Origin of the sequence: uncultured Algibacter sp. (assembly GCF_905480415.1) — a bacterium.
In the GTDB taxonomy this organism is placed as follows: Bacteria; Bacteroidota; Bacteroidia; order Flavobacteriales; family Flavobacteriaceae; genus Algibacter_B.
The window spans coordinates 1-11,893 of sequence record NZ_CAJQQI010000152.1; the positions used below are offsets into that span (position 1 = coordinate 1).

General features: G+C 30.6%; 14 protein-coding genes and 2 tRNA genes. 6 read left to right on the top strand and 10 right to left on the bottom strand.

Features of this window, described 5'->3' with window-relative positions; all coding sequences use genetic code 11:
* Positions 1-507: TlpA disulfide reductase family protein (locus QZ260_RS10395; RefSeq protein ID WP_295985878.1), on the top strand; the 507-nt coding region annotated here is incomplete at its 5' end.
* Here QZ260_RS10395 and QZ260_RS10400 read toward each other — a convergent pair.
* Genes QZ260_RS10400 through QZ260_RS10420 form a run of 5 tightly spaced genes read right to left on the bottom strand, consistent with a single transcriptional unit; the run spans position 502 to position 5,378 of the window.
* Positions 502-1,647 carry a lycopene cyclase family protein gene (locus QZ260_RS10400; RefSeq protein ID WP_295985879.1) on the bottom strand — a complete coding sequence of 382 codons (1,146 nt, stop codon included), beginning with the start codon at positions 1,645-1,647 and terminating at the stop codon, positions 502-504. The genes QZ260_RS10395 and QZ260_RS10400 overlap by 6 nt on opposite strands.
* Positions 1,648-1,664: 17 nt before the next feature.
* The gene (locus QZ260_RS10405; protein WP_295985880.1) at positions 1,665-2,114 is read right to left on the bottom strand and encodes a sterol desaturase family protein; all 450 of its coding nucleotides are present in this window, start codon (positions 2,112-2,114) and stop codon (positions 1,665-1,667) included.
* Between the two features lie 10 nt (positions 2,115-2,124).
* On the bottom strand, positions 2,125-2,964 hold the full coding sequence (locus QZ260_RS10410; RefSeq protein ID WP_295985881.1) for a phytoene/squalene synthase family protein: 840 nt from the start codon (positions 2,962-2,964) through the stop codon (positions 2,125-2,127).
* Complete coding sequence (gene crtI / locus QZ260_RS10415) at positions 2,961-4,433, bottom strand: phytoene desaturase family protein (protein ID WP_295985882.1); 1,473 nt, start codon at positions 4,431-4,433, stop codon at positions 2,961-2,963. The genes QZ260_RS10410 and crtI overlap by 4 nt, the downstream gene beginning before the upstream one ends.
* Positions 4,434-4,478: 45 nt before the next feature.
* Complete coding sequence (locus tag QZ260_RS10420) at positions 4,479-5,378, bottom strand: MerR family transcriptional regulator (RefSeq protein WP_295985885.1); 900 nt, start codon at positions 5,376-5,378, stop codon at positions 4,479-4,481.
* Positions 5,379-5,766: 388 nt separating this feature from the next.
* Here QZ260_RS10420 and QZ260_RS13200 point away from each other — a divergent pair, with 388 nt between their 5' ends.
* Positions 5,767-5,913, top strand: coding sequence for a multiheme c-type cytochrome (locus QZ260_RS13200; protein WP_365969545.1), 147 nt, complete (start codon positions 5,767-5,769; stop codon positions 5,911-5,913).
* Between the two features lie 310 nt (positions 5,914-6,223).
* Here the strand turns inward: QZ260_RS13200 and QZ260_RS10425 are convergent.
* Both QZ260_RS10425 and QZ260_RS10430 read right to left on the bottom strand, forming a co-directional pair.
* Positions 6,224-6,309, bottom strand: a tRNA-Leu gene (locus QZ260_RS10425).
* Between the two features lie 57 nt (positions 6,310-6,366).
* Positions 6,367-6,439 (bottom strand) — tRNA-Lys (locus QZ260_RS10430).
* Between the two features lie 142 nt (positions 6,440-6,581).
* Here QZ260_RS10430 and QZ260_RS10435 point away from each other — a divergent pair.
* Complete coding sequence (locus tag QZ260_RS10435) at positions 6,582-7,103, top strand: shikimate kinase (protein WP_295985889.1); 522 nt, start codon at positions 6,582-6,584, stop codon at positions 7,101-7,103.
* On the opposite strand, the gene QZ260_RS10440 is transcribed toward QZ260_RS10435, so the two are convergent.
* Positions 7,095-7,598 carry a phosphoribosyltransferase domain-containing protein gene (locus QZ260_RS10440; RefSeq protein WP_295985890.1) on the bottom strand — a complete coding sequence of 168 codons (504 nt, stop codon included), beginning with the start codon at positions 7,596-7,598 and terminating at the stop codon, positions 7,095-7,097. The two genes, QZ260_RS10435 and QZ260_RS10440, sit on opposite strands and share 9 nt — an antisense overlap.
* A gap of 29 nt (positions 7,599-7,627) precedes the next feature.
* Positions 7,628-7,999, bottom strand: a complete 372-nt coding sequence (locus QZ260_RS10445) for an RNA-binding S4 domain-containing protein (RefSeq protein ID WP_295985894.1) — start codon at positions 7,997-7,999, stop codon at positions 7,628-7,630.
* A gap of 83 nt (positions 8,000-8,082) precedes the next feature.
* Between QZ260_RS10445 and QZ260_RS10450 the strand changes: the two genes are divergently transcribed.
* Complete coding sequence (locus tag QZ260_RS10450) at positions 8,083-9,030, top strand: hypothetical protein (RefSeq protein WP_295985896.1); 948 nt, start codon at positions 8,083-8,085, stop codon at positions 9,028-9,030.
* Positions 9,031-9,096: 66 nt separating this feature from the next.
* On the opposite strand, the gene QZ260_RS10455 is transcribed toward QZ260_RS10450, so the two are convergent.
* Complete coding sequence (locus tag QZ260_RS10455; protein WP_295985897.1) at positions 9,097-9,681, bottom strand: outer membrane beta-barrel protein; 585 nt, start codon at positions 9,679-9,681, stop codon at positions 9,097-9,099.
* A 123-nt stretch (positions 9,682-9,804) separates the two neighbouring features.
* Between QZ260_RS10455 and tgt the strand changes: the two genes are divergently transcribed.
* Both tgt and QZ260_RS10465 read left to right on the top strand, forming a co-directional pair.
* Complete coding sequence (gene tgt, locus QZ260_RS10460) at positions 9,805-10,935, top strand: tRNA guanosine(34) transglycosylase Tgt (RefSeq protein ID WP_295985898.1); 1,131 nt, start codon at positions 9,805-9,807, stop codon at positions 10,933-10,935.
* Positions 10,936-10,943: 8 nt separating this feature from the next.
* Positions 10,944-11,893: LptF/LptG family permease (locus tag QZ260_RS10465; RefSeq protein WP_295985900.1), on the top strand; the 950-nt coding region annotated here is incomplete at its 3' end.

Consider the following 11,893-nt stretch of genomic DNA (forward strand, 5'->3'; position numbering starts at 1 on the left):
GCATTACTTATACCTCAAACACGACAACCAATACAGGTTTTATTGCATAAGAGTTTAGCAATTTTTAGTCCTTCTAAAATCGATGAATCAAAACAGACTATTATTGAAGATTATAATTGGAGTTTAATGGCTGAGGATAGCACTGCTTTAAATTTTAATAGCATGAAAGACAAAGTGGTTTTAGTTAATTTTTGGGCAACGTGGTGTCCACCTTGTATTGCCGAAATGCCAAGTATGCAATTATTATATAAAGATTATAAAGATAAAATTGAATTTGTTTTTATTTCAAATGAAGAATTTTCAGTAATCAATGAGTTTGTTAGTAAAAAGGGATATACGTTCGATGTATATAAACCAATAACTAAATACCCTCGAGCTTTTGATGTTAAAAGTATTCCTAGAACATTTTTAATAGCTAAAAATGGTCGAATAGTGATTGATAAAACCGGTGCTGCTAATTGGAATAGTAAAGCTGTTAGAAATGCTATAGAAAAATTAATTTTATAGTGTTTTAAAGAATGCTTTTATAAAACTCCAAGAAAATAAAGACCACATAATTTTCAATTCTTCAAAGAAAGTAGATTCCTCATCTAAAAAACGAAACATCGTTTGGATAGAATTTTTATCATAAAACTGCTGAAATATCCATTCACCCTTGTGATTCTCATCTTTTAAAACTTTTAAGAATATTTTATCGTAAAACTTAAATCGACTTTTAAATAAACTATGTGATGGTATTTTGTTTGCTTTAATATTCTCGATAATTTGAGAAACTTTTTTTTGTGTATGTTTAAAAGAATATCCCGTTGAGCCTTTAACCCAACCACCTCCTGTTCCAATTTTTGTTATTTTATTTGTATTGAACTTTTCAAAAGGGAAATTGGTCATAGGTATTTGACCTGTTTCAGTTTCAGTTATGGAATAGTTGTCAATTTTGAGATAATCTTTAATATAGGTTTTAATAAACGAGTCGTAGGTGTCCTCATTAACAAGTTGTGAGGTAAAATAAGTGAATTCAACCAATGCTGTGGTTTCAGAAAAAGGTAATACGTAAGTAAAGGTTGTTTGCTCACCATCCTTCAATCTATAATCCATCATGATGATACTGTCTTTTTCAAACGCTTTATTCTCAGTTTTAATAACCCAACCTTTAAAATGTTGTATGATAGAAATATGTTTCTTTGAATTAATGGAAAAGGTTTCAGGAATTCTGCTATCAAAAACATGCCCAGCTGTATATGTGGTTTTATTAGTTGACACCTTTACTATGTCATCTTCTGTTATTGATTCAACATGTTCAACTATAAATCTAATATTTCCTTTTTTGGAAAGCTTTTTTTTAGCATAGATATAAAAATCTATAGCTTGAATTGCTTTATATGAATATGGATTAAGTTCTAAATCAATGTTTTTTTTAGATGTAATTATCGAAGCTTTATTCCAAGACTTATGAGCAATATCTTTCCATTGAGAAGACTTAGTTTCCCAAAAACTCCACGTTTTATCATTAGTTTTTTTTTCTGAAGTGTCAATTAAAGCGATTAGCTTTTCGTCAAAGAATGAATCGGTCGCCATTTTTAGGGCAAGCTGTAATCCAGCTAATCCATTTCCAACAATAATATAATCGTAATGGACATTATTTGTCATCAGGGAGGTAGGTGAAACTATTTTTTGAAATATTTAAACGGAACGAACAACATCCCGAAGCACTCACCATCTTGTTTTCCTAAATGCTTGTGGTGAATTTTGTGAGCGCGCCTTACACCTTTTGCATACCAATTGTTAGCATTTCTAAAAAGTTTAAAACGTTGATGTATAAATATATCATGAACTATGAAGTATGATAAACCATAAGCGAAAATCCCCAAACCTATGGGTAAACCTTGCCAAAAACTTGTGTTTTTCCAAAGTAAAAAGAAACCAATACTAACTACGGCGTAGAATATAAAAAAGGCATCATTACGTTCAAACCAACTATCATGATCTTTGTGATGATGGTCTTTATGCAAACTCCACAATAAACCATGCATAATATATTTATGAGTAAACCAAGCCATGAATTCCATGAAACAATATGTGCCTAAAAATATGAGTATCCAATATAGAGTGTTCATCACCTAAAATTTAAATTAAATTTAATTGATATTTTACATAGCTGCGCATTAAAAGTTCGATTTTTTTAGGATTGGAAACGCGTATTCTGGAATCTTTTATTTTTAATGCGGGAGTTTTTTTTAGCTTTTTTAATAGTTGACTGTAATATCTGTAAGCCATAAAAACACCAAACTTAGCCTCTACAGGGAGCTTTTTTATACCACTTAAGCCCTTTTTAAAATCGGCTTCAATGTCTTCTATAATCACTTGTTTTGACGATTCATCTAAGTTTTTTAAATCAGTATTTGGAAAATATGTTCTATCCAAACCTTCAAAATCTGCTTTTAAATCTCGTAAAAAATTCACTTTTTGAAAAGCAGAACCTAAAGCCATAGCTGTATCTTTAAGTTCATTGTATTTTAGATCATCTCCGTTAACAAAAACTTTTAGGCACATGAGTCCAACAACATCTGCCGAGCCGTAAATGTACGCATGGTATTCTTCTTCTGTTAGGTAATCGGTTTTATGTAAATCCAATTGCATACTCTTCATAAAAGCATCTACTAATACTTTATCTATATCATACTTATGAAATGTGTGTTGGAATGAATTTAGGATAGGGTTAAGACTGATTTTATTTTTTAATGATAATTCTAAATCTTCAGAAAATCTGTTGAAAAGCATTTCTTTATTATAATCATGAAAAGAATCTACAATTTCATCAGCAAATCTTACAAAACCATATATGTTATAAATATCACCTCTAATAGATTTATATAGCATTTTAGTAGCTAGCGAGAATGACGTACTGTATGTTTTTGTTACAAGCTTACTGCTATTGTAAGAAACGGTATCAAATAATGACTTCATACTAATATGCTATGATGTTTTGTTACTAAATCTGCTACTAATTTACCAGAGATTAACGATGGAGGAACACCTGGACCAGGAACCGTTAATTGTCCTGTAAAAAATAAATTTTTAACAGTTTTACTTTTTAATTTGGGTCTTAAAAAAGCCGTTTGCATTAATGTATTCGCCATACCATAGGCGTTTCCTTTATACGAATTGTAATCATTTATAAAATCGTTAAGACAAAAACTTTCCCTAAATATAATATCATTTTTTACATTTTGCGATGTTAAATTTTCAAAACGTGTAATTATTTTATCAAAATAGGTTGCTCTTAGCTCTGGAGTATCTTCAATACCTGGGGCCAAGGGAATTAAAAATATACCAGCTTCTTTTCCTTCAGGGGCAACGTTATCATCAGTTATACTTGGAAAACTCGCGTAAAAAAGGGGGTTTTCCGGCCATTTAGGATTATCATAAATAGCCTCCGCATGCACATCAAAATCTACATCAAAAAATAGTGTGTGATGGTTTACATTTTTCAATTTCTTATTAAACCCTACATAAAAAAGAAGGGAAGATGGAGCAAAAGTCTTCTTTTCCCAGTAGCTCTCTGAATATTGCCTTAGTGGTTTTTCTAAAAGTGTTTCGGTATGATGGTAATCAGCACCACTTACTACAACATCAGAATAATAATTTATTCCATTTGAAACGACGCCTTTTGATTCACCGTTTTGGACAATAATATTTTCAATGGGTGCATTTGTCTTTATAGTAACTCCAAGTTCTGTAGCTAAACTTTCCATAGCAGTAATAACCTGGTACATACCTTTTTTAGGATGAAATGTACCTAAACCAAAATCCGCATAATTCATAAAACTGTAGAATGAAGGTGTGTCACTAGGTTTAGCTCCTAAAAACAGTACCGGGAATTCAAGAATTTTAACTAATCTATCATTTTTAAATTCTTTTCTGACATTTTTTTTTATGGTGCTAAAAAATTGATTGATTTTTTTAATTGTTGCTGGTGTAATTAACTCAAGAGGAGACACACCAGGGTTATAAACTAAATCTTTAATAGCAATGTCATAATTGTTTTTTGCTTGTTCGATAAACTTCTTTAGCTTTTTTGAGCTTCCAGGTTCCTCTTTTTCAAAAGCTTCGGTAATTTTTTCAAGTGTATCTTCAATGGTTATATAATCGTCTTTACCAAAGTAAACACTGTAGGCCGGATTTAATTTTTCCAAAGAGTAATAATCGGAGGGCTTCTTATTAAAATCAGAAAAAAAACGCTCAAAAACATCTGGCATCCAATACCATGTTGGACCTATATCAAAAGTGAAACCATCTTTGACAAGTTGTCTGGCACGTCCACCAATTGTATTATTTTTCTCGAAAATTGTAACCTCGTATCCAGCTTTAGCTAGATAACAAGATGCGGAGAGGGAAGAAAATCCAGATCCTATTATATTTATAGTTGACTTCATAATTGTTGAACAAATATATAAAAAAGCTAAACAATAACAGGGTATTTATAAATCTTTAATTAAATTTTCTATGGAATTGAAGATAGTTGTTTTCGGATAAAGATTATTGAGTTGTATGTCAGAAAGTTGTTTTCCTAATAAAAATAGTTTTGTATTATCTTTTTTTAACAATAATTCGTTGAATTTTTTTATGTAATCTGGTATTTCCTGTACTAGTGGATAAACTGTAAAATAAGAAACAAAGGTAATTTCATCAAAAAAATCAAGTAAGTCTGTTAAACTTTCCATTGGAACACTTTCACCTAAGAATATAGTATGATAGCCTTTACCTCTTAATTGGTAATTTATAAAAAGAAGACCAATATCATGAATTTCATTGTCAGGTAAGTAAAGAACAAATGTTTTCGATACTGGCTTTGGCTCTAAAAGTTGCAGCCTCTCTGTATTTAAAAGTATTTTTTGTTTCATGTGCACCGTTAAAAAGTGCTCATGTGCAGGAGTTATCGTGTTAGTTTGCCACAACAATCCAATCTCATTTAGTAGTGGTAGAAACACAGAATAAAAAATTTCGCTGAAAGTCTTGTTTTCTAACAAGTTATTGTAAGTACTGTAAAATAATACTTGGTCAAAATTAATCATTGCCATTTTTAATGCATTAATGGCATGATCTTCAACTTTTCTTCTCGAAGCAATTTCTCTAACTTTTATGGGTATTTGTTCTTCATCAAGCTCGGCAATTTTTGAAATTTTGAAACCGTTGTTGTTTAGAAAAGAAATATTTAATAGTTTTTGAAAACTTAATAAGCTGTAATTTCTAATGTTAGTATCAGACCTATTAGGGCTCAGTAAATTGTATCTCTTTTCCCAAATACGAATAGTATGTGCTTTTATTCCTGTAAGGTTCTCTAAATCCTTAATACTAAAGTTAACCTTAATGTTGTTCACTAAAAATGATTTTACGTTAAACAAAAATACATTTTTTTTGTTAAAACAGCAATAAAATTAATCGATAAAGTAATTATTTATTAGAAGATTAGAATTTCCTTGTATTTGAATATTTGCTAAATATGTATCGTTTGCATCGTTTTAAAGTTTTTATACTTCATTGATTTTCAGTTAAAAAATGACTTTTAATAGTTTTTAATACTCATAAATTATTTACTTTTAAAACCTACTCAATTGTAAATGTTTTTCATCTTGAAATTTCTTAATAAATTATCGGTTGCCTTCGTTTTAATAATAATTTCATCTCTGATAAACAAAAATAATCAAAATACATTGCTAATTATGAGGCAGTAAAAAATGTATTTAAACCACCAAATTAATCCCAGATATTTATTATTTAGGAGATCAAAAATGTAAGGAATGTCATAACCCTGAGTTTAAATTGTGGCAAGGGTCTCATCATGATAAAGTGATGCAAACGGTTTCAGATTCATTTGTTTTGGGCGGTTTTAATAATACAAAATATAAAAGTTAAGGCTTTACATCCGTGTTATTTTTTTTAGAGGAATAAAGTATATGCCCGAAAATATAAGACCGTATTAGAATATAAGCCTTCTATATGATAAAGTTAATGATTTGATAAATGCCGAACTATTTGCTTTGAAAGGGTTAAAAAAAGACGCGAATAATCAAGATTTGTTGTATTTATTGGCTTATCGATACTCAAAAGATAATAAAATTGAAAAGGAAAAAAAAAGTAGTTGAAAAATTAGTAAAATTATATCCAAGTAGTACTAACTACCTAAAATTTCTAAATCAATTAAAAAGTAGGACCTAATAAAAAGTGCGCACGAGAAGATTCGAACTTCCACATCCTAAAACGGATACTGGCCCCTCAAGCCAGCGCGTCTACCAATTCCGCCACGTGCGCATTAAAGAAGTGTGTAAAAATAGGAAAAGTTAAGCAATAAAGCTTAACTTTTCTTCGTGACCGGGCTGGGGCTCGAACCCAGGACCCTCTCCTTAAAAGGGAGATGCTCTACCAACTGAGCTACCAGGTCATAATTTAAAAACTAACATATTCCTGTTAGCGGGTGCAAATATAAAATGTTTAATTAATAAAACAATACTTTTTTTAAAGAAATTTTTGTTTTTTTGTGGTTCGAATACGTATGTTTTTAATAATCAATTTATAGCGAGAAAATGATCATTGTATTAATTGGATATATGGCTTCTGGGAAGACGTCGATTGGGAAAAAATTAGCAAAAAAATTGAACTATAATTTTATCGATTTAGATGATTTAATTGAAGATAAAGAAAATATGTCTGTTACAGATGTGTTTAAAGAAAAAGGCGAAATCTATTTTAGAAAGCAAGAATCGTATTATTTGAATAGATTATTAGAATCTGAAAATAATACCATTCTATCTGTTGGAGGAGGTACACCTTGTTACAGTGGAAATATAGATGTTATTCTAAGTGCCGAAAATGTTAGGAGTATATATTTAAAAGCTTCATTAACGACTCTTGTTAATAAACTAATGACAAAAAAAGCAACCCGACCTTTAATTACTCATATTGAAACTACAGAGGAAATGACAGAGTTTATAGGGAAACATTTATTTGAGCGTATTCAGTTTTATAATCAAGCAGAAATTCAAGTATCCATTGATAATAAAACCAAAGATGATGTTGTAGAAGATATTATTTTAGAGTTATTCTAAGACAATTTCATAAACTTTTCCTTCTAAAACAACTTGAACATGTTCATGTAATGAAGTAGATAGTGAAATTCCTTTAAAATCTGCTTTCACAGGATATTTTTTGTGATTTCTGTTAACCAAAACAGCAGTTTTAAATTGTTTTAAGGGCACATTTAAAAAATGCTTAACCCCATAAATCAAAGTAGTTCCAGAATTTAACACATCATCAACTAATACTATAGATTTGTTTTTATAATCTTCTTCAGGAATAGAAGTTTTTACCTCTTCCCAAGGATGCTTTTTATCTATACTAACTTTACACAGTATTGGGTTTATGTCAGATATATTTTGAAGTACAGTTTTTAATTTTTTAGCAAACACATAGCCATTTTTATCTATACCAGCTAGAATCACTTCTTTTTCATCAACATTACTCTCATATATTTGAAAAGCGATTCGTCTAATTTTATGGTTGATTTCGTTATGATTAAGGATTACATTAGTCTTAACAGTCATAATAGTATTTGTAAATTTAAAATATAAAATTACTCATTTTCATCTGTAAAATCATCAATATCTCGTCTATCTTTTTTAGTAGGTCTACCAACACCTTTTTTTCTGTAATAGTCTTTTGAATATTTTAAAAGTTCTTGAGCTTCAAACTGTTCTTTTGGTGTGGTATCTGTTCTATATAGGTCAACTAATTTTGCACCAACTCTACTTTCAGGAATATCATTAACTTTCAACCTATAATTTATTTGATCTTTTCTCAGTATAATAATATCTTGTGGAAAGACATCTCTACTTGGTTTAACAACATCATCATTAACACGAACATGTCCTTTTTTGCAAGCCGTTGTTGCAAGTGTTCTTGTTTTATAATATCTAATACACCATAAATATTTATCTATACGCATACAATTATTGTGTTAAAGGGCGTTAATATTGTTGTGCAAGAATATATTAAAATTGTATCTTGCACCGTCAAAAATAAGGAATAATGAGTTTAAGAAAAATAGGTTTTTTTATATTAAGTTTTGTTGTGGTGTTTTCATCTTGTAAAAAGGATGATGACGGAGTAGGACCTGTAACTTTAGTAATACGAGATAGAGGTGAGCAACAAGTTACTGATAAAGCTTTATTACTAGATTATTTAGAATCTCATTATTACAATTCAAGTGATTTTGGTGCTCCAAATACTAATCCTAAAATCAAAGATTTAGTAATTACTAAGCTTTTAGATGGTGAGACTATACCAGCAGAAAGTACTTTGCTTAAGGATGCTGTTGAAATTAAAAATACATTTTTTAGAGATGTTGATTATGAATATTACGTTTTAAAATTGAACCAAGGAGGCGGAACAGAATCTCCTACTTTTGCAGACAACGTATCTGTTGTTTATGAAGGTTTTGATTTAGAAAACGAAATTTTTGATAGCGCTGTAACTCCAGTTTCTTTTGATTTAACATCATTAATTCCAGGATGGAGAAAAGTTTTGACAGATTTTAATACAGCTGAAAGTTTTATTGAATCAGGAGATGGTAGTGTAAATTACTTAAATCATGGTACAGGTGTCATGTTTTTACCTTCAGGTTTAGCTTATTTTTCTACAGCTACGGGAGGTATTTCTACTTACGAATCTATAATTTTTAAATTTGAAATGTATGGGATGTCCGAAAATGATCATGATGGTGATGGAGTACCTTCATATAAAGAGGATCTAAACAACGATGGAGAATTTTTATTAAATTCTGATGTAGATACAATGGATGGAGATGATACTGATAATGATGGATCTCCAAATTATTTTGATACAGATGATGATGGTGATGGTATATTAACTATCAATGAAGATACAAATGATGATGGTGACCCCACAAATGATATTGGAGCTAATGGAATACCAAAATATCTAGATCCAGAAGAAACAACTTCAAAAGACAACTAATATAACGAAATGATTAAATCAAAAAACCTCGCAATTGCGAGGTTTTTTGATTTCTATAATTTCATCTTATAATAATAGAGATATACTCAAAATTAATTGATCAGGTCTTGTATCAAGTCTATTTGTATCAATACCATTATTTCCTAAAAAAGTGGCTTCATTATCACTAAAACCGCGCTCGTATCTTAAGTCAATTCCCAATTTTTTGAAGTTAAGTCCAATACCAAAATTTAAACCTATTGAGAAATCATTTTCAATATCATTTATTGCTACACCATCAAATTCGGAGTCCAAGATGTATTGTAACGATGGACCACCAAATACGCTAATTGGTCCTAAAACTTTTAAACCAACCAATAGTGGTGCATCTAGTTTTTGCATTTTAAAGCTATCATTGTCATAATCACTTTTTGTACTTGTATAAACGAGTTCGGGTCTAAAATAAACCTGATCTCCAATTTTACCAAATAAACCAAGGTGATAACCAACGTTTCTATCAGGGTTTTGGGAGGTGTTATTAATAGATTCAAAATAATTACCGTTGGCATTGTAATTCAATCCCGCTTTAAAGCCGATACCTTGTAAGGTTTGTGCCATTATAGCTGTTGGAAAAGCGATGGCAATAATTAAAATAAAAAATAAATGTCTCATAATGTTCGTTTTTTTAGATTTCATTAACAGTATCAAAAACGTTGCCAAACGTAAATTATTTTCTTTTCATTACAATCATTATCATTTTTCAGTTATTTATCTTTGCCACCTTAAATAGTAAGGATGAAATTTGAATTGAACGCAAAAGATGCTCAAAGTAAAGCTAGAGCAGGTAAAATAACTACGGATCATGGCGTTATTGAAACTCCGATTTTTATGCCAGTTGGCACTGTAGGTACTGTAAAAGGCGTGCATCAGCGAGAATTAAAAGATGATATAAATCCTGATATTATTTTAGGGAACACCTATCACTTATACTTGCGTCCGCAAACCAAAATTATCGAAAAAGCTGGAGGACTTCATAAGTTTATGAATTGGGATAGAAATATTTTAACTGATTCAGGAGGCTATCAAGTGTACTCATTGTCTGCTAATAGAAAGATCAAGGAGGAAGGTGTAAAGTTTAAATCGCATATCGATGGAAGTTACCATACGTTTACTCCTGAAAATGTTATGGAAATTCAACGTACAATAGGTGCAGATATTATTATGGCTTTCGATGAATGTACGCCATACCCATGTGATTACAACTATGCAAAACGTTCTATGCACATGACGCATCGTTGGTTAGATAGGTGTATTAATCATCTTGAAAAAACACCTTTAAAGTATGATTATAATCAGGCCTTTTTTCCTATAGTTCAAGGTAGTACTTACAAAGATTTACGTATGCAATCTGCTGAATATATAGCTAATGCTGGAGCAGTTGGTAATGCTATTGGAGGGCTTTCTGTTGGTGAACCTGCGGAGGAAATGTATGCAATGACAGATGTGGTTTGTTCCATTTTACCAGAAGATAAACCAAGATATTTAATGGGCGTAGGTACACCAATCAATATTTTAGAAAATATTGCGTTAGGTGTAGACATGTTTGATTGTGTGATGCCAACACGTAATGCAAGAAATGGCATGTTGTTTACGGCTTATGGAAGTATAAATATTAAAAATTTAAAATGGGCTGATGATTTTTCGCCTGTGGATGAGATGGGAATTACATTTGTTGATACAGAGTATAGTAAAGCTTACTTAAGGCATTTGTTTACTGTGAATGAATTACTTGGAAAACAAATTGCAACTATTCATAATCTTGGATTTTATTTATGGTTGGTTCGCGAGGCTAGAAAACATATATTAGCAGGAGATTTTAAAACGTGGAAAGATCAAATGGTTAAACAAATGGATAATCGTTTGTAAGAATATTGATGAAAATTCTAGACTGGTACATACTAAAACGTTATTTGTTTACATTTTTTATGATGTTGCTGCTTTTCATTCCTATTGGGATAACGGTGCATCTTGCTGAAAAAATCGGAAAAATCCTTGAAAACGAAGTCCCTATAGATGAAGTCTTAGTTTACTTTCTAGACTTTACTATTTACTTTGCTCATCTCTTGTTCCCACTATTTTTATTTTTATCAGTTATATGGTTTACTTCTAAACTAGCAAATAATACTGAGGTTATAGCTTTCTTAAGTTCCGGAGTTTCTTTTACTCGTTTTTTAAGACCATATATGATTGGGGCAACAATTGTTGGGATATTAGCAATAATTCTGGGCTTATTTTTAGCTCCCAAAGCTAGTGAGGGGTTTAATGATTTTAGCTATAAATATTTTAAAAAGGGTAGAAGTGCCGTCGAAAACACCAATGTATTCAGGCAAATAAATGACAACGAAATTATTTACGTAAGTAACTTTGATGTTAAAAACAATGTTGGTAATAACTTTACTTTAGAGCATTTTGAAGAAAATAAGCTTCAATATAAAATTACAGCCAATACTATCAGATATATACCTAAGGATACTATTTATAGGTTAACAAATTATGTAAAAAGAGATATTGGCGAGCACGAAGATGAATTAGAGATTATAAGAAAAAAAGACACGCTTTTTACTTTCGATGTTGATGATTTGATTCCAGTAATTTACGCAGCTGAAACTAAAATGTATGGTGAGTTAAAAGAGTTTATAGCCAAAGAGGAAGCTAGGGGCTCTTCTAATGTAGGGCGTTTTAAATTGGTTTTATATAGAAAATGGAGTTTACCAGTTTCAGTATTTATTTTAACTATTATTGCTGTAGCAGTATCTTCTATTAAGAGGAGAGGTGGGATGGGAGTAAACTTAGCAGTTGGGATCTGTATTGCTATGATTTTTGT

Coding starts and splice junctions, on each gene's coding strand:
- QZ260_RS10400 (WP_295985879.1), bottom strand. CDS start 1,647: ATGACAAATAATGTCCATTACGATTATATTATTGTTGGAAATGGATTA.
- QZ260_RS10405 (WP_295985880.1), bottom strand. CDS start 2,114: ATGAACACTCTATATTGGATACTCATATTTTTAGGCACATATTGTTTC.
- QZ260_RS10410 (WP_295985881.1), bottom strand. CDS start 2,964: ATGAAGTCATTATTTGATACCGTTTCTTACAATAGCAGTAAGCTTGTA.
- crtI (WP_295985882.1), bottom strand. CDS start 4,433: ATGAAGTCAACTATAAATATAATAGGATCTGGATTTTCTTCCCTCTCC.
- QZ260_RS10435 (WP_295985889.1), top strand. CDS start 6,582: ATGATCATTGTATTAATTGGATATATGGCTTCTGGGAAGACGTCGATT.
- QZ260_RS10440 (WP_295985890.1), bottom strand. CDS start 7,598: ATGACTGTTAAGACTAATGTAATCCTTAATCATAACGAAATCAACCAT.
- QZ260_RS10445 (WP_295985894.1), bottom strand. CDS start 7,999: ATGCGTATAGATAAATATTTATGGTGTATTAGATATTATAAAACAAGA.
- QZ260_RS10450 (WP_295985896.1), top strand. CDS start 8,083: ATGAGTTTAAGAAAAATAGGTTTTTTTATATTAAGTTTTGTTGTGGTG.
- QZ260_RS10455 (WP_295985897.1), bottom strand. CDS start 9,681: ATGAGACATTTATTTTTTATTTTAATTATTGCCATCGCTTTTCCAACA.
- tgt (WP_295985898.1), top strand. CDS start 9,805: ATGAAATTTGAATTGAACGCAAAAGATGCTCAAAGTAAAGCTAGAGCA.